The sequence below is a fragment of the Jiella mangrovi genome, assembly GCF_017815135.1.
Classification (GTDB): Bacteria; Pseudomonadota; Alphaproteobacteria; order Rhizobiales; family Rhizobiaceae; genus Jiella; species Jiella mangrovi.
Genome location: NZ_JAGJCF010000004.1, coordinates 332,652 through 349,823 on the forward strand (window position 1 = coordinate 332,652; position 17,172 = coordinate 349,823).

At 63.3% G+C, this 17,172-nt stretch carries 21 protein-coding genes; 19 read left to right on the forward strand and 2 right to left on the reverse strand.

Features of this window, described 5'->3' with window-relative positions:
* The gene (gene fliI / locus J6595_RS09050) at positions 1-1,341 is read right to left on the reverse strand and encodes a flagellar protein export ATPase FliI (RefSeq protein WP_209594127.1); all 1,341 of its coding nucleotides are present in this window, start codon (positions 1,339-1,341) and stop codon (positions 1-3) included.
* A complete protein-coding gene (flgF, locus tag J6595_RS09055; RefSeq protein WP_209594128.1) occupies positions 1,338-2,072 on the reverse strand; it encodes a flagellar basal-body rod protein FlgF in 735 nt (244 codons plus the stop codon). The genes fliI and flgF overlap by 4 nt, the downstream gene beginning before the upstream one ends.
* A 219-nt stretch (positions 2,073-2,291) precedes the next feature.
* On the opposite strand from flgF, the gene motA reads away from it, so the two are divergent.
* From motA to J6595_RS09150, 19 genes are all read left to right on the forward strand, one after another.
* Positions 2,292-3,155 (forward strand): flagellar motor stator protein MotA, encoded by an 864-nt coding sequence (motA, locus tag J6595_RS09060; protein WP_209594129.1) that lies wholly within the window; start codon positions 2,292-2,294, stop codon positions 3,153-3,155.
* Positions 3,156-3,159: 4 nt separating this feature from the next.
* Positions 3,160-4,098, forward strand: coding sequence for a FliM/FliN family flagellar motor switch protein (locus J6595_RS09065; RefSeq protein WP_209594130.1), 939 nt, complete (start codon positions 3,160-3,162; stop codon positions 4,096-4,098).
* Entirely contained in the window at positions 4,079-4,456 is a 378-nt protein-coding gene (locus J6595_RS09070) for a hypothetical protein (protein WP_209594131.1), read from the forward strand. Before J6595_RS09065 ends, J6595_RS09070 begins: the two co-directional genes overlap by 20 nt.
* Before the next feature lie 145 nt (positions 4,457-4,601).
* Entirely contained in the window at positions 4,602-4,991 is a 390-nt protein-coding gene (fliN, locus tag J6595_RS09075; protein ID WP_209594176.1) for a flagellar motor switch protein FliN, read from the forward strand.
* A gap of 6 nt (positions 4,992-4,997) precedes the next feature.
* A complete protein-coding gene (locus J6595_RS09080; RefSeq protein WP_209594132.1) occupies positions 4,998-6,044 on the forward strand; it encodes a FliG C-terminal domain-containing protein in 1,047 nt (348 codons plus the stop codon).
* A gap of 117 nt (positions 6,045-6,161) precedes the next feature.
* A complete protein-coding gene (locus J6595_RS09085; RefSeq protein ID WP_209594133.1) occupies positions 6,162-7,247 on the forward strand; it encodes an EscU/YscU/HrcU family type III secretion system export apparatus switch protein in 1,086 nt (361 codons plus the stop codon).
* Positions 7,248-7,276: 29 nt separating this feature from the next.
* Complete coding sequence (locus tag J6595_RS09090; RefSeq protein WP_209594134.1) at positions 7,277-7,678, forward strand: hypothetical protein; 402 nt, start codon at positions 7,277-7,279, stop codon at positions 7,676-7,678.
* 659 nt (positions 7,679-8,337) lie between these two features.
* A complete protein-coding gene (locus tag J6595_RS09095) occupies positions 8,338-8,718 on the forward strand; it encodes a flagellar basal body protein (RefSeq protein WP_209594135.1) in 381 nt (126 codons plus the stop codon).
* Between the two features lie 9 nt (positions 8,719-8,727).
* Positions 8,728-9,141, forward strand: a complete 414-nt coding sequence (flgC, locus tag J6595_RS09100) for a flagellar basal body rod protein FlgC (protein WP_209594177.1) — start codon at positions 8,728-8,730, stop codon at positions 9,139-9,141.
* A 2-nt stretch (positions 9,142-9,143) separates the two neighbouring features.
* Positions 9,144-9,458, forward strand: coding sequence for a flagellar hook-basal body complex protein FliE (gene fliE, locus J6595_RS09105; protein ID WP_209594136.1), 315 nt, complete (start codon positions 9,144-9,146; stop codon positions 9,456-9,458).
* A 136-nt stretch (positions 9,459-9,594) separates the two neighbouring features.
* Positions 9,595-10,383 carry a flagellar basal-body rod protein FlgG gene (flgG, locus tag J6595_RS09110; RefSeq protein WP_209594137.1) on the forward strand — a complete coding sequence of 263 codons (789 nt, stop codon included), beginning with the start codon at positions 9,595-9,597 and terminating at the stop codon, positions 10,381-10,383.
* A gap of 61 nt (positions 10,384-10,444) precedes the next feature.
* On the forward strand, positions 10,445-10,882 hold the full coding sequence (gene flgA / locus J6595_RS09115) for a flagellar basal body P-ring formation chaperone FlgA (protein ID WP_209594138.1): 438 nt from the start codon (positions 10,445-10,447) through the stop codon (positions 10,880-10,882).
* On the forward strand, positions 10,879-12,078 hold the full coding sequence (gene flgI / locus J6595_RS09120) for a flagellar basal body P-ring protein FlgI (protein ID WP_425342137.1): 1,200 nt from the start codon (positions 10,879-10,881) through the stop codon (positions 12,076-12,078). Before flgA ends, flgI begins: the two co-directional genes overlap by 4 nt.
* Positions 12,078-12,698 carry a MotE family protein gene (locus J6595_RS09125; protein ID WP_209594139.1) on the forward strand — a complete coding sequence of 207 codons (621 nt, stop codon included), beginning with the start codon at positions 12,078-12,080 and terminating at the stop codon, positions 12,696-12,698. Before flgI ends, J6595_RS09125 begins: the two co-directional genes overlap by 1 nt.
* The gene (flgH, locus tag J6595_RS09130) at positions 12,695-13,405 is read left to right on the forward strand and encodes a flagellar basal body L-ring protein FlgH (protein ID WP_209594140.1); all 711 of its coding nucleotides are present in this window, start codon (positions 12,695-12,697) and stop codon (positions 13,403-13,405) included. Before J6595_RS09125 ends, flgH begins: the two co-directional genes overlap by 4 nt.
* Positions 13,406-13,604: 199 nt before the next feature.
* Positions 13,605-14,141, forward strand: a complete 537-nt coding sequence (locus J6595_RS09135; protein WP_209594141.1) for a flagellar basal body-associated FliL family protein — start codon at positions 13,605-13,607, stop codon at positions 14,139-14,141.
* Positions 14,138-14,926, forward strand: coding sequence for a flagellar type III secretion system pore protein FliP (gene fliP, locus J6595_RS09140; protein ID WP_209594142.1), 789 nt, complete (start codon positions 14,138-14,140; stop codon positions 14,924-14,926). The genes J6595_RS09135 and fliP overlap by 4 nt, the downstream gene beginning before the upstream one ends.
* A 145-nt stretch (positions 14,927-15,071) precedes the next feature.
* A complete protein-coding gene (locus J6595_RS09145) occupies positions 15,072-16,346 on the forward strand; it encodes a flagellin N-terminal helical domain-containing protein (protein ID WP_209594143.1) in 1,275 nt (424 codons plus the stop codon).
* 338 nt (positions 16,347-16,684) lie between these two features.
* The coding region (locus tag J6595_RS09150) for a flagellin N-terminal helical domain-containing protein (RefSeq protein ID WP_483414001.1) at positions 16,685-17,172 on the forward strand (488 nt) is incomplete at its 3' end.

Consider the following 17,172-nt stretch of genomic DNA (forward strand, 5'->3'; position numbering starts at 1 on the left):
TTACCCCGCCGACGGCGGCGCGAACGCCTCTTTGAGCTTCTTCGACAGGTCCTTGAACGGCTTGTCGGTCACCGGGTCGCCGGGATTTTGCACGAGGTAGTCGTAGATATGGGGAACGAGATCGACCGCCTGGTCGAGGGTCGCGTCCGAGCCCCTCGTGTAGCCGCCGAGGAGCCTGAGATCGCGCGTGTCCTCGAAGCGGGAGGTCATCGCCCGCAGCCTCGTGACGAGTTCGCGCTCCTGGGCGTTCCAGGCGCGGCCGGCAAGGCGCGAGATCGATTTGAGAACGTCGACGGCCGGGAAGCGGCCCTGCTCGGCGATCGCCCGGTCGAGGACGATATGGCCGTCGAGCGTGCCGCGGATGGCGTCGGCGATCGGGTCGTTGTGATCGTCGCCGTCGACGAGGACGGAAAAGACGCCGGTGATGGTGCCCGATCCCTCGAAGCCGGGACCGGCCCGCTCCAGAAGCTGCGGCAGTTCGGAAAAGACGCTCGGCGGATAGCCGCGGGCGACCGGCGGCTCGCCGGCGGCCAGCGCGACGTCGCGTGCGGCATGGGCGAGGCGGGTGACGCTGTCGATGATCAGGAGGACGTTTTCGCCCTTGTCGCGGAAATATTCGGCGATCGCCGTCGCGGTCTTCGGGGCGAGGCGGCGCATCATCGGGCTCTCGTCGCCGGTGGCGACGACGGTGACGAGCTTGTCGAGACCGCCGGCCATGGTCTCCTCGAGGAATTCGCGCACCTCGCGGCCGCGCTCGCCGACAAGGGCGACGACGGCGGTGTCGAAGCCTTCTGCCCGCGACAGCATGCCCATCAGCGTCGACTTGCCGACGCCGGAACCGGCGAAGATGCCGATGCGCTGGCCTTTGACCAGCGGCGTGAAGATGTCGATCGTGCGGATGCCGGTCTGCACCGGGCTGCCGACGCGGCCGCGCTTGAGCGCCGGGGGAGGCGAGCCGTCGGCAATGCGCTCCTGCTCGCCCTTTTCGAGCGGTCCGAGGCCATCGACGGCCTGGCCGAAGGCGTTGACGACGCGGCCCTTCCACTGGGCGGTCGGGGCGACGGTGTAGGGGCCGATCCGGCGTGCCGGGCTTTTCACGCCGAGCGTCGAGCGGATCCCGAAGGGTTTGACCGTCAGGTTGTCGGATTCGATCCGCACGACCTCGCCGATCTCCTCGCCCGAAGAGCCCGGACAGGAGATGCAGTCGCCGAGGCGCACGAAGGGCGACAGCCCTGCGACGCGGAAGGACTGCGGCCCGACATCGACGATCCGGCCCGACACCGAGATGCGCGGTGCCTCGAGTGCCGAGAAATCGGAGAGCTTTTCAGTGGCTATGCTCATTTGGAGCCTCCAAGCGTCTGGATCGCGTCACCAAGGCTGCGCTCGTTCGACTGAACGAGGTTGGCGGCGCTCTCGAATGCGCGCTGCAGCGAGATCAGGCGGGTCATCTCGAGCACCGGATTGACGTTCGAGCCCTCGACGAAGCCCTGCATGACGCCGGCCTGGGAGAAGTCGAGCGCCGGCTGCGCCGCCTGGTCGGGAACGACGCCGGACGTGTCGAAACGGGTCAGTTTTGCGGTGGGCGGAATCGTGAACAGGCCGACGGCGCCGAGCTGCTGGCCGGCCTGGGTGATCATGCCATCGCGGGCGATGTTCAGCGGGCCGCCATTCGGGTCGACCTGGATCTGGGCGCCGCCGGCATCGAGCAGCGGGTAGCCGGTCAGCGTCTCGACCGTGCCCGCCTCGTTGATCCGCATGCGCCCGTCACGGGTGTAGACGGTGCCGTTCGGGCCCTGGAAGCCGAACCAGGCGTCTCCCGCGACGGCCATATCGAGCGGATTGCTGGTCTGTGTCAGTTCGCCGTTCTTCGTCGACAGAAAGCTCGTTCCCTCCGACGCCATGCTGATCGGATCGGCGCCGAACCCGTCGCCCTTCTTCAACATCTCGTCGAATTTCACTTCCTCGGCGCGGAAGCCGGCGGTTCTGATGTTGGCGAGATTGTGGGCGAGGGTGTCGAGCCGTTTCTCGATGGCAAGCTGGGCCGACAAGGCGACCGGAAACGAGGCTTCCATGATCATCCTTTTCACGAACGAAAATCAGGATCCGAAGGCGGCGCGACAATGGCCACGAGCCCCGGGAGTGTCGGCAGAACAATGCGGGTCAAGCCTTGTCCCAGACTGGCAGGCAAGGCCCCTGCAATTTCAGGGGGCGGATGGCGGCGCCGGACAAGCCTCGCACAAGCGCTTCTGCCTTAGTCCCTTTGGCGGAAGAAACGCGTATTCGAGGTTCAAATGGGAATTCTGATTGGCCTTGTGGTCGCACTCGGCGCGATGCTCGGTGGCTTCGTCGCGATGGGCGGTCATCTGGAAGTGCTCGTACAGCCGTTCGAATACGTCATCATTCTCGGCACGTCGCTCGGCACCTTCATCATCGGCAACTCCGCCAAGACGATCAAGGACACCGGCAAGGCGATGGGCGAAGCCCTCAAGAACAAGGTGCCGCACCAGAGCGACTATCTCGAGGTTCTGGGTCTCCTGCACAATCTGATGCGCGAGATGCGGTCGAAGTCGCGCAGCGAGGTCGAGGCCCATATCGACGACCCGAAGGAGTCGACGATCTTCCAGGCCTATCCGAACATCATCGCGAACACCTCGATGCTGAACTTCATCTGCGACTATGCCCGGCTCATCATCATCGGCAACGCCCGTCCGCACGAGATCGAGGCTTTGATGGAAGAAGAGATCCAGACCATTCACCACGACCTGCTCAAGGCCAAGCACGCTCTCCAGGACGTCACCGACGGCCTGCCGGCGATCGGCATCGTCGCTGCGGTTCTCGGCGTCATCAAGGCGATGGGCGCGCTCGACCAGCCACCGGAAGTCCTCGGTCACCTGATCGGCGCCGCGCTCGTCGGCACCTTCGCCGGCATCTTCTTCTCCTACGGCGTGTTCGGCCCGATCGGCGCGAAGATCAAATATGTCCGTGAGAAGCAGGTCCGCGTCTTCGTCATCGTCAAGGCGACGCTGATCGCCTACATGAACGGCGCGATGCCGCAGGTCGCTCTCGAATACGGCCGCAAGGTCATATCCGCCGCGGATCGTCCGACCATCGATCAGGTCGAGAACGAGACCATCGGCGGCGGCTCGGGTGCCTGATCCGATGAGTGAGGTTGCTTTCGCATCGGACCCGGCCGAAATCCATGCTCGTCTCAAGAACGCGAACGAGCTGGATCCGGCGCGGCTTCCCCGGCTGGCTTACATCTGCGAGACCTGGACCGAAGAGCTGACTGCAAGGCTCAAGGACCTCGCCTCCGGGAAGTTGGAGATCGCCTACCAGCAGTGCGAGCTCGAGAACGCGCCCGATCCCGACGATGCCGAACTGGCCAGGTCGCTGATTGCGCCGCTCTTGTCGAATCGCTTTCCCAGGCAGAGTTTCGTCATCGCAGACCGCAAGCTGGTCGAGGCGATCCTTGCGACCTTCCTTGGCTGCGAGCCTTCGCCGGAGCTTGCAGAAAGCCGCGAACCGACGGCGCTCGACCAGCACTTCGTCCGGCTGTTCTACGCCAAGGTGCTGGAGACAGCCTCGAAGGTTTTCCGGCCGATGGCGCCGTTCGAGATGTCCCTCGGCAATTTCACGAGCGCGGCCGATCTCGCCGAGATGCTCGGCGATGAGCCGGAGCAATATTTCGTCTTTCGATTCGAGATGGAGGTGGCCGGCTTGCAGGCCGGCTTCGCGCTCGCCTTGCCGAAGAGTTTCCTGACGCCGCATCGCCGGTATCTCAGCGGAACGCCCGAAAAGCCCGTCATGGATGCCGACGAGGCCTGGAAGGAAGGCATCCAGGCAAGCTTTGCCCAGAGCGACCTCAGGATCGAGGCGGTTCTTTGCAAGAAGAACATCCCGCTTTCGCAAGTCGCCCGTTTCCATGTAGGCGCGACCGTCGAACTCGACGTCGCCCTGAACAGCCTCATTGCCCTCGAATGCGAGGATCGGCCGATGTTTCGCGGGCAGGTGGGGCGCTCTCGCGATTCCTATGTCCTGCGAATCGAGGAACGGATCGACCCGGCTCAGGAATTCATCGATGACATCCTATCTGATTGATCTTCTTCTCGTGGTCGCGCTGGTCGTCACCGCTCTTCGGTGCGGTCGCATGCACACGGAACTGCGCGAACTGCGCCAGACCGATCTCGCCCAGGCGCTGATCGATACGGAAGCTTCGCTCAACCGGGCGGCGGGCGCTCTCGTCGCCGCGCGCCACGAGGGTGTCGATGCGGTTCGCGCCCTGGAACGGCAGCTTGCGGACGCCCACGAAGTATCCGAGCGCCTCGCCGAACTCGTCGGCCGCGCCGATGCGAACATCGTTCGAATCGCCCCGGCGGCCGAGTCCCAGGAGCACGAGACCTATCGCGATTTCTTCGCGGCTGCGCAGGACAGGCTTCACGCCAGCCTGAAACGCTAGTCCTCGACGAGGGGCAAGCTGCGCCGAACCGCCAACCGTACGATGATTCAAGACTTGGGAAGACCACGCCATGATCGATTCCGAACTGGACCTAGATCTCGAAGACACCGGCGACGATGACGATTCCGATCTCGGCGGCTTCGAGATGCCCTCGGGATTTGATCCGGCCGCGGCGCTGGCAGCGGCCGAAGCGGCCGACGACGACGAAGACGATGATGAGGCACCGGTAGCGCCGGCGCAGCCCGTCTCCGAGCGGGTCGATCTCGACCTCGTCATGGACGTGCCGGTGACGATGCAGGTCGTTCTGGGCTCCGCGACGATGACCGTCGCCAACATCTTGAAGCTCGGCCGCGGCGCCGTCGTCAAGCTCGACACCAAGGTGGGCGAGACGGTCGACGTGGTCGTCAACGGCCGGATCGTCGCCCGCGGCGAGATCGTCGTCATCGACAAGGAAGAACAGCGCTTCGGAATCACTTTGACGGACGTTGCCAAGCCCGGCTCCAAGCTGCAGGCCCGCAAGTCGCGCGCCGCCTGATCCGCCATGTCCATCGTCGCCGCCTACTCCGATCAGATAGGAATGCCCGACGACGGCACAGCGCGTGCAGCCATCTTGCTGCTCGCGCTTGGAGCCGAAGGCGCGGGCCGCCTCCTGAAACATCTTTCGCCCGACGAGATCCGTCTCGTTCGGGAGAGCGCCTCCAGGCTGCCGACCGTCGGACCAGAGCAGATCGACGAGGTCGTCGAGCATTTCCAAGGCTACTTCAAGAAGGGCGCGGCGTTGACCGGGCCGGCCAAGGAAATGGCCGAACTTCTCGAAAGCGCCCTGTCGCGCGAAGAATATGTCGCGATCTTCGATCCCGACAGTCGCGATCCCGCGCTGGCCGATCTGGTCGAGATGCAGAACGAAGGCAATGTGTGGGAAGCGGTCGCGGCCGCCGAGCCGGCTCAGCTTGCGCAGAAGCTTCTCGCAGAGCATCCGCAGCTCGTGGCGATCGTTCTCGCCAAGGTCGAGCCGGACATGGCGTCCTCGATGATCCGCGAGTTCGCGCCGGCCATGCGCAATGACATCATGCGCCGGATCCTGACCCTGAAGCCGCTGCAATATACGGTGCAGAGCGTCCTCGAAGGGCAGATCCGCCGCAACTTCCTGGCGTTGTCGAATGACAGCGAGGATGGCGGTAGCCATGCTTTTCTCGCCGAAATCGTCAATCGGCTCGACAAGGATTCGTCGGAGGAAATCCTCAGCTCGCTCCGCTCGACGCGTCCGAAGGACGCCGAGGCTCTGGAAAAGCTGCTGTTCGCCTTCGACGACCTGCCGTCGCTGCCGCTTCGCTCGAGGCTTACCCTGTTCGACGCGGTCGAATCGGATGTCCTCATCAAGGCTCTGCGCGGCGCCAGCACCGAGATCGTCGAACTCGTTCTCGCATCGCTCGGTGCCAGGGCCCGGCGCATGGCGGAGGCCGAGCTCAAGCAGGAGGCTTCCGTCCCGAAAGCCGAGATCGACGGCGCTCGCCGGGAGATCGCCAAGGAAGCGTTGCGGCTTGCCGGCGAGGGCAAGCTCGTCCTGCGCGAGCAGGCCGACGAATAACGGTCCGGCCGTCGCGGCCTGGCCCTCGCCTCTCCGCAAAGTAACGGATACGCAACCGTAATATCAGACCGGCGGCTTTTGGTTCATCCAACGTCAACGGCTTGAGGGGGTAGATCGTTGTCGGACGAGGATAAATCCTCAAAGACAGAGCAGCCGACGGAAAAGAAAATCCGCGACACCGTGGAGAAGGGAAACCTTCCGGTTTCGCGTGAGGCTCCGATCCTCGCTTCGCTTCTGGCGGCGATGGCCTTCTTCGTCCTTCAGGTGAGGGAGGGTGCGTCGCACCTTCTCCTTGCTCTCGAGTCGACGATGGAAAATCCGCTCCAATGGGAGTTGGAGACGGGGGCCGATGCCTTACACGTGCTTACACTCTTCGCGGTGGAGACCTATCGCTTCGTCATGCCTGCGCTGCTGCTGTTCATCGGCGGCGGCGTTGTCGCATCGCTTCTGCAAAATGCGCCGCAGATCAATTTCGAACGGATCGTTCCGAAGGCTTCGCACATTTCCATTTCGTCCGGTTTCAGCCGAATATTCGGCCTCAGGGGCGTGACGGAGTTCGGCAAGTCCATGTTCAAGTTTATCGCCGTTGGCGTCATTGTCGGCTCCATCCTCGTTTCGGGTTTCCCGACGATGTTGAAGAGCATGTACGCCGATCCCGTGCTGTTGCCGGAACTCATCCTGGAAATGGCGATGAAGCTCCTGTCGTCGGTCTCGATCGCGACGATCCTGCTGGTCGCGGCCGACATCGCGCTTTCGCGCATGCACTGGAAGCGCGATCTGATGATGTCGAAGCAGGACATCAAGGACGAGGCCAAGCAGATGGAGGGCAACCCGATGGTCAAGGCCCGCCAGCGCCAGATCGCGCGCGAGCGGATCCGCCGTCGGATGATGGCGGAAGTGCCGAAAGCCACGCTCGTCATCGCCAACCCGACCCACTACGCCATCGCCCTTCGCTATTCGCGTGAAGAGGGCGGCGCGCCGATGGTAGTTGCAAAAGGAACCGATCTACTGGCCCTGAAAATTCGCGAACTTGCCGAAGCCAATAACGTTCCCGTCATCGAAGACAAGCTCTTGGCAAGGTCAATGTACGATCATGTAGAAATCGACCAGATGATACCGCCTCAGTTTTTCAAGGCCGTCGCCGAAATCATCTATTATCTTTACACTCGGTCGGGGATCAAAATGGGAGTTGCCACGGCTTAGTCATGCTCGATATCAGAAAAAGATCGACCATGTCGCGTGAGCGTGCGCTCGCGGACGGCATCAAGGAAGTGGCGGCGGAACTGCGGCTCGTCGACGTTGTCGACTACGTTGCCTTTCTTCGTCTCGAACGGTTCGGCAACCTCGCCGACATCATCACGTCTTCTTCGGAGCTCTATCTGAAGCCGGGCGTCCTGCGCTTCGCCGATGGCGGCGAGGTGCAACTGAAATGGGGCGAGGTTCCCATCATCATGCTTGCTCTGGAGTTTCGGCACGCCGGGGTGACGGCTCATTTCCATCTGGAACTGGGCGCGACCACGGCCGCGGTCGACATTGTCCATATCAGTTTCGACGAACGCCCTGCCACCCAGGACGAGGAACTGGTGCATCTGATGAACGCCATCGCCGACGCTCATCTGAAGATGCCGGACTGACCGTCGTCGGCACGGTCATTGGCCGACGGCAGATCGGGCGGGTTGCAACGCTTCAGCGTTTGCCCGCCCGCTTGCTCGCCCTTATGGCGTATCTCAAAATTGTTTTCCCGATCGGCGTCCGGCCCCACCGTCCGCCAGCCTGCGACAAGGTTTCAAGCCGCAGCGTTCGTCGTCCCGGATAATCGATGAGCCGCCTCAGGCGCCGCACGAAAATTCGGATGATGGGCCTTGGGCTTCTGCCGTCTCGCAGCCTTCTTCCGGCGGGCTCTTCAACGCGCGGCGCACGGCTCGTGCCGGTCGCCGTCCGGGCTCGTCGATCCGTCTTCTCCCGACGACATTACCGGAGTTGCTGATCCGCCGGGGGGCGTTTGCGTCCGCACGAAATCCTTTAGCACAAGTCCTGGACCTTACCGCTTCCTGCCTTCGATGACGGGCCTTGAGTTGCCGGGCCACGACAGGCGATCGGGGCCTGTCCGTTTCCCCAAAGTCTTTTGATTGCATGCGCAAGGCTGCACGCGGCAGGTCCGATTCGGACCATCGATTCAGTCCGCCATCACCAGTATTTGCTCCTGCCGGCGCCAGCGTCGGGGCTTCCCTACAAGTTTCGGACAAGTGCTTCGTCATAGAACCGGGCCAGTCGAAGCAACGGAAGTTTCGAAATGGACAATGTTTATCTCTTTGGCCTCACCTCGCAGCGCAACTCGTGGCTGACCGCTCGTCAGGCCGTGGTCGCCGAGAACGTCGCCAATGCCGATACGCCAGATTACAAGACCAAGGAAATTGCTGCCTTCGATGACGTCATGAAGGACGTCGGGATGCGCATGGCGGCAGATGACAAGGCGCATATCGCGCTGGGCGGTGGTTCGAGCGAAGGCGTAGCGCGCACCGGTCACCAGGACTGGACCGTGGCCGCCACCGACAAGAGCGTGACGATCGAGGAAGAGATGCTGAAGACGGGTGAGATCTCCCGCTCCTACTCGCTCAACTCCTCGGTCATGAAGGCCTTCCACCGGATGATGCTCAATACGGTGAAAGGATAATCCGCCATGATGGACCCGATCGTCTCTTCGCTGAAAATCGCCGCGAGCGGGCTTTCCGCTCAGTCGACTCGCCTTCGCGTCGTCTCGGAGAACATCGCCAACGTCAACACGACGGGCGATGTGGCCGGTGCCGATCCCTATCAGCGCAAGACCGTGAGCTTTCAAGCGGAACTCGACCGCATGACCGGCGCGGACCTCGTGAAGGTGAGCAGCGTTGGACGCGACACCAGCCCGTTCACGATCGAGCACGACCCCGGCAATCCGGCCGCCAACGCAGACGGCTACGTCAAGACGCCGAACGTCAACATGCTGATCGAAATGGCGGACATGCGCGAAGCGAACCGCTCGTACGAGGCCAATCTGCAAGTCGTCAAGCAGGCCCGCGAGCTGATCACCATGACCATTGATCTCCTGAGGAGTTGACCATGATTCCGGCAATCGGATCGGCCCTTCCCAAAGTCGACCTCGCCCCCACCAGCGGGCTCGTGACCGGCGGCGCATCGCGCAGCACCGAAATCGGCGGACAGGGCTTCGGCGCTGTCCTGACGCAGATCGCCTCCGACGCGGTCTCGACCGTGAAGACGGCCGAGGCGACCTCGATCAAGGGCGTCACCGGCGAGGCCTCCACCCAGGCCGTCGTAGAGGCCGTGATGGATGCCGAGCGCACCCTGCAGACGGCCATCGCCATCCGCGACAAGACCGTCGCCGCCTATCTCGAACTCTCGCGCATGTCGATCTGACGCGCGCAGCGTCGACGCGGCCACCCCGCCGCGCTGACGCGCTTCCCAAGTCTGCCGGTCGCGCAGCACCCGCCACCTCAGTTTACCCGCGGCGCGACGTCGCGATCGCGGGCAACAGCCAATCACGGAGTTTCCCATGCGTGCACTCGCCATTGCCGCGACCGGCATGAACGCCCAGCAGACGAATGTCGAAGTGATCGCGAACAATATCGCGAACATCAACACCACCGGCTTCAAGCGGGCACGGGCGGAATTCACCGATCTTCTCTATCAGGTCGAGCGGATGCAGGGCGTTCCCAATCGGGGCGGCGAGGGAGTCGTTCCCGAAGGCGCCCAGCTCGGTCTCGGCGTTCGCCTCGCCGCGATCCGCAACGTTCATCTCCAGGGCACGCTGAACCAGACCGGCAACAAGCTGGATCTCGCGATCAACGGCAATGGCTGGTTCCAGATCCAGGGTCCGGGCGGCGAGACGCTCTACAGCCGCGATGGCGCTTTCAACACCAACGCCAACGGCCAGCTCGTCACCCTCGACGGCTTCCTCGTCGATCCGGGCCTGACGGTGCCGACCAACACGACCGAGGTGACCGTCAACGCCAGCGGCGAGGTCTATGCGACGATCGACGGGCAGGTGGACCCGCAGCTGCTCGGCCAGCTGACCATCGCCACCTTCCCGAACGATGCGGGCCTCTCCGCCCAGGGCGGTAACCTTTTCCGCGAGACCGTCGCCTCCGGCGCACCGGTGGCAGGGGTGGCCGGCGAGGAAGGCTACGGGACGATCAACCAGGGCTATCTCGAGGATTCCAACGTCGATCCGGTCAAGGAAATCTCCGAGCTGATCTCGGCCCAGCGCGCCTACGAGATGAATTCGAAGGTGATCACCGCCGCCGACGAGATGTCGAGCGTCGTTTCGAAGGGCATGAGGTAACGCGATGCTTCGCCGCGCGCATCCGATCGCAGGGGTTATTCGTCGCGTCTTGAGGCTTGCCTTGCCAGGCCTTGGCGCCGCGCTTCTCGCGGCGCTGCCTGCGGGGGCTGCCGAGATGGAGATGCCGGTGCCCGTCACCATCGTCTATCCGGGCCAGAGCATCGCCGAGCGCGGCCTTACCACCAGCGCCTTCATCGTCAAGGACGACAAGATCGAACTTTTCGCGCTGAACGAGACCATGCTCGAGGGCATGGTCGCCAAGCGCACGCTTCTGCCCGGCAACGCCATCCGACTGACCGACATCGCGCTGCCGGACCTCGTCAAGGCCGGCGCTCAGGTCACCCTCATCTATCGCGAGGAGAGCCTCGTCATCACCGGGATCGGCACGGCGCTGGGCTCCGGCGCCACGGGAGACGTCGTGAAGGTCCGCAACATCGACAGCGGCATCGTCGTGTCGGGTGTCGTCGCCTCCGACGGAACGATCAGGATCGAGGGATGAGATTATTTCGCATCGCCCGGGCGGCTCTCGCGCTGGTCTGTCTCGTCCAGACGGCGCAAGCGGCCGACGTCGTGGCCAGCCGCCAGATGCGCGCCGAGCGCAGCTATAACGAGCCCTTCCGGCCTGTGCGCGGCGATCCCGCCTCGGCGATCGGGACCGTGCGGATCAAGGACATCACCTCCGTGCGCGGGGTCAGGGCCAACCAGCTCGTCGGCTACGGCCTCGTCGTCGGCCTGCAGGGCAGCGGCGATTCGATGCGCAATTCGCCCTTCACGGAGCAGTCGCTGCAGTCGATGCTCGATCGCATGGGCGTCAACATCCGCTCCCAGAGCGCCCGCGGCAAGAACGTCGCGGCCGTGACCGTGACAGCGGAGCTGCCGCCGTTCATCGGCACCGGTCAGCGGATCGACGTGACGGTCTCGTCGCTCGGCGACGCGAACTCCCTCATGGGCGGAACGCTGGTGATGACGCCGCTCTACGGGGCCGACGGCGAGATCTACGCGGTCGCCCAGGGTGCGCTCGCGGTCTCCGGATTCAGCTCCCAGGGCGACAGCGAGACGCTGACGCAAGGCGTGCCGACGACCGGGCGCATCGCCAATGGTGCGCTGGTCGAGCGGGAGGTTCCCGGCTCGTTCAACGACGACGGCAAGCTCGCCTACGAACTTTTCAATCCGGACTTCAAGACGGCGATTCGCATCGTCGATGTCGTCAACGACTATGCAGTGAAGCGCTGGGGCGTTGCGGTCGCGCAGGAGGAAGATCTGCGCACGGTGCATCTGCGTCGTCCCAAGAAGGTCACGGCGACGCGTTTTCTCGCCGAACTCGGCGATCTGAGGGTCGCGCCCGACCAGCCCGCCCGCGTCGTCATCGACGAGCGCACCGGAACGGTGGTGATCGGCAAGGACGTTCAGATCTCCACGGTGGCGCTGACCCACGGCAACCTGACCGTCCGCGTGAGCGAGCTGCCGTCGGTCTCGCAGCCGCCGCCGCTGTCCGACGGCCAGACGGTGGTGACATCGGAAACCCTCGTCGAAGTCCAGCAGGACGGCGGCAACTTCGCCTTCGTCGGTGGCGCCGATCTCGAAACGGTCGTTCGCGGCCTCAACCGCATCGGGCTCAAGCCGACCGGGATCATCGCGGTCCTGCAGGCGATCAAGACGGCCGGTGCCCTCCAGGCTGAACTCGTGGTGCAATGATGAGACAATCACACAAGACCTCGAAGGCCCTGATGGCGGTCGCGGCCGTGGCGGCCCTCTGCTTCTCCGCCCTTCCAGCGCAGGCCGCCGGTGATGGCGGGCATGGCGGCCAGAAGGCGGGCGAAAAGCCGGTGATCCCGCCTCAGGAAGTGCGCGTCCTCGACGAGAACGGTGATCCGGTCGAAGGTCCGAAGCCGACGACCGAGGTCGAGAAATACTGCCTCAACATCGCCGATCGGGCGCAGGAAAAGCGCTATTCCCTGCAGCAGGCGAAGCTGAAGGAACTAGAGAGCGAAATCGTCAAGCAGATCGACGATCTCGACCGCCGGCGGGCCGACTACAAGGAGTGGCAGAAGGAGCGCAAGAAGTTCCTCGACAGTGCGTCTGGCATCGTCGTCGAGATCTACGCCAAGATGGATCCGAGTTCTGCCGCCGGCCAGCTTTCCAAGCTGGACCGTGACGCTGCGGCCTCCGTTCTCGTCAAGCTGAAGCCTCGCCAGGCAAGCTCCATCCTCAGCGAGATGGATGTCAACACCGCTGCCGAGATCGCCAGCCGGATCGTCCAGAAGACCGCCGCCGGCACCAATGGCGGATCGGCTGCCTCGGAGAAGCGTTCGTGACCACACGTCTTGCCGTCGTCGCGGCGCTTGTAGCTCTTGCAGGCTGTTCAACGACCAAGGAGGACGCGCTGCGCGAGCCGCACCTCTCGCCGGTGGGCAGCGGGCTCTCCGCATATCCGCCGGTCACCATCCAGCCGGCGGCGTTTCCCGCCTCCGCTCCCTCGACGCGCCATTCGCTCTGGTCGGACGACCGGGCGGATTTCTACCAGGATCCCCGGGCGCTCAGCGCCGGAGACATCGTGACCGTCAAGATCGAGATCAAGGACGAGGCGTCACTCGACAACAATTCGCAGCGCTCGCGGACATCCGGTGTCGATGCGTCGCTGGGACTTGGCGGTTTCCTCGGAAACTGGGTGCTGCCGGATGTCGATACCTCGCTGTCGGCGGACGGTTCGAGCGAGGCCGAAGGCAAGGGCAAGGTCTCCCGTTCGGAAACGATCAACCTCTCGGTCGCCGCCGTCGTGACCCAGAAGCTGCCCAACGGCAATCTCTTCATTGCCGGCCAGCAGGAGATCCGGGTCAATTTCGAGGTTCGGGTTCTGTCGATCGCCGGCATCATCCGGCCGCGCGACATCCTGCCGAACAACACGATCGACTACGACAAGATCGCCGAAGCGCGGATTTCCTACGGTGGCCGTGGCCGCCTGACGGAAGTCCAGCAGCCGGGCTGGGGCCAGCAGGTCTACGACATCGTTGCGCCATACTGACGCACATGCGTGAAGAGTGAGCGCTGCCGCCGGCGGGACATCGGTCTCGCCGGCGGCTTTGCCATGTCGCGGATGCCTGTCCGGCCGTCCCCCGCAAGTTCCGCGATAGCAAGCCGGTTTATCGAGTGATCGAGCGGTCAAGCCGCGCGGGACATGACGATCCGCGGGGCCAGACCTTGAGAACAAAGGCTTAAGCTCGATGGCCGAGATCCAGATTCCGGAACTTGAAGACGACGGCAAGAAAAAGGGCGGCATGATGCCGACCATCCTCGCCGTCGCCGTCGTGACGCTGATCGCCGCCGGCGCCGGGGCAGGGCTCGGCGCGATGCTTGGCTCCAGCGAGCCGCCGCCTGTGGCCGAGGCGAAGACGGCCGAGGCCGATCCGCACGACGCCGAAAAAGGCGATTCGAAGTCCGATATCGAGAAAGCCGAGGAGACCGAGACGCCGCTCGAGCTCGTCGCGCTCAATCCGGTGCTCACCAACATCTACGCCCCCGAGGATTCCTGGCTGCGGATCGAGGCTTCTCTCGTCATCGAGCAGGATGGCAGCGTCAACAGCGAGGTGCTTGCGGCGCAGATCGAAGCCGACACGCTGGCCTTTCTGCGATCTGTCCAGCTCGCGCAGGTGGAAGGATCGCGCGGCCTCCTGCACCTGCGCGACGACCTTCGCGAACGTGCCAAGCTGCGCTCGCCGGCCGTCGTCGACTATCTCATTCGCACGATGGTCGCAGAATGAGACGCGGTCTCGTCATTGCCGGGCTCGCCGGCATCGCCGTCCTTTATGCGGCCCATCCGGGCTTCGCTCAGTCCTCGAACAGCATGACGCAGACGCTGTCGGACCTTCTTCCCGAGGGCGACGCCTCGGTCTCCGGCCGCATCGTGCAGCTCTTCGGCATCGTCACGGTGCTGTCGATCGCGCCCGGCCTTCTGGTGATGGTCACCTCCTTCACCCGTATCGTCATTGCCCTGTCAATTCTCAGAAGCGGTCTTGGACTGCAGACGACGCCGGCCAATCTGATCCTGATTTCGCTGGCCCTGTTCATGACGTTTTTCGTCATGGCGCCGACCTTCGACAAGGCGTGGCGGGACGGCCTGCAGCCGATGCTGGAAAACCAGATCACCGAGGAGGAGGCGTTCTACCGGATTTCCGAGCCGTTCAAGGATTTCATGCTGACGCAGGTTCGCCCGTCGGACCTGTCCCTGTTCGACAGTCTGGCGTCCTCGAACAGTCGTGACCGCGTCGAGCCGGAGGAGCAGGGGGCCGCCGACGAGCGCGATGTCGATCTGAGGGTGCTGATCCCCGCTTTCATGATTTCCGAGCTGCGTCGCGGTTTCGAGATCGGCTTCCTCATCGTTCTGCCGTTTCTCGTCATCGACATGATCGTCGCGACGCTGACCATGTCGATGGGCATGATGATGCTGCCGCCGACGGTGATCTCGCTGCCGTTCAAGATCCTTTTTTTCGTCCTGATCGACGGCTGGAACATGCTCGTCGGATCCCTCGTCAGATCGTTCTTCTGACGCAGCGACCGTCATTCGTCAGCGCTTTAACTGCGGTTTAACGTTAACAATCTAGGTTAACACCATCGGCGCCGGCATGACGCAAGGGCCTTTAAAAAAGGCGGGATCCAATGAGGGGACGTCCTGTCTGTAAAGGTTGAATAGTATGACGAGTATCATCACCAACGTCGCCGCGATGACGGCCCTGCAGACGCTTCAGAACACCAACTCGATGCTGGAAGAGACCCAGAACCGGATCTCGACTGGCTACCGGGTGTCCGAGGCGAAGGACAACGCCGCCTACTGGTCGATCGCAACGACCATGCGCTCCGACAACGAGGCGATGTCCGCCGTCGTCGATTCCCTTGGTATCGGCGCTGCGACCGTCGACACGAGCTACACGGCCCTGTCGTCGGCCAAGGACGTTCTGTCCGAGATCAAGGCCAAGCTGACCACCGCCACTTCGGACGGTGTCGACCGCGCCAAGGTCCAGGCCGAGATCGACGCGCTGCAGGAACAGCTGCAGACGATCTCCGATTCGGCTTCCTTCTCGGGCCAGAACTGGCTGTCGAACACCGATGCCTCGACCGACAAGCAGATCATCTCCTCCTTGTCCCGCGGCACGGACGGAACGCTGTCGGTCGGCGCGATCACCGTCGACATCACCAATATCCGGATGTATTCCGACGGCGCCGGTCTGATGGACAATACCATCGACATCGACCAGTTCGAGGGCGCTCTCGGCACCACCACGGTCGAGACCACGGCGATCGACTTCGCCGCGACCGACGACAAGATCTCCTTCTCGGTGTCGCAGAACGGCGAGGCGGCTCGCACCGTCGAGATCACTCAGGCGACCCTTGAGGATGCGGGGCTTTCAGGCACGGTGATCCGTTCGGACGCTGATATGAAGGCCGTCTACGAGCAGGCACTGTCGGATGCCGGCATCGAAGGCATCGAGGTCGTGATCGACACGGCGACCCATGCCGTGAGCTTCAAGTCGCTGGACTCCTTCACGGTCACCAACGCGGCCACGGGCGGCACCACCGGCATTGCGATTGCCGATATGGGCCTCGTCGCGACCGACACCACGGCATCGGCGACGGGCCTCTTCTCGACGAGCGTGGAGGACATCGATATCTCCGCTGCGACCTCGGATCAGATCAAGGCCTATATCAAGGTTGTCGACGAGGCGCTGTCTCAGGTCACGACCGCAGCGGCCAGCCTCGGCGCCGTGCAGAACCGCATCGACATGCAGCAGGAGTTCGTGGCCGCGCTCATGGACACGATCGACACCGGCGTCGGCACGCTGGTCGATGCCGACATGACCGAAGAGTCGACCCGGCTCAAAGCTCTGCAGACCCAGCAGCAGCTCGGCGTTCAGGCTCTGTCGATCGCCAACTCCTCCAGCCAGGCGATCATGCAGCTCTTCCAGGGCTGATCCTGACAGATCCTCTGTCGAGTTACGCGAAAGGCCGCCCATCGGGCGGCCTTTTTCGTTTTCGGCAGAATGGCTGATATAGTAATTTAACCTTATTTTATCGTCGTATTAACCAAGGTGATTGAGTCATACTTAACCATGAAAAGTAGTCTTAATCCCGATGGCGGCATTTGCATTCGGCAGTTAAGACATCAGAAGGCATCTGGGCGGCATTCTGCCTTCATAGCGAAGTGGTCGAACGAGTAGTAAAACAGACCACGGGCATGATGCCGTTTCGTTATCCCGGCTGATCCGGATTGTCCCAATTCTTAGTAATACTTGCGTATGGGACGCTTGCAATGACCTCCATCATGACGAATTCCTCCGCGATGACGGCTCTTCAGAGCCTTCAGTCGATCAACAGCTCGCTCGACGAGACGCAGTCCCGCATCTCCACCGGCTATCGCGTCGCCGAGGCCCAGGACAACGCCGCCTACTGGTCGATCGCGACCACCATGCGCTCCGACAACCAGGCCCTGTCGGCCGTCGTCGATTCGCTCGGCATCGGCGCCGCCACGGTCGACGCCGCCTATACCGGCCTCGACGCGACCAAGGACGTTCTGTCCGAGATCAAGGCCAAGCTGACCACCGCCACCTCGGACGGCGTCGACAAGACCAAGATCCAGGCCGAGATCGACGCGTTGCAGGAGCAGCTGCAGACGATCTCCGACTCGGCTTCCTTCTCGGGTCAAAACTGGCTGTCGAACACCGACGCTTCGGCCGACAAGCAGATCGTCTCCTCGATCTCCCGCGACTCGACCGGCAGCCTCACGGTCGGCGCCATCGA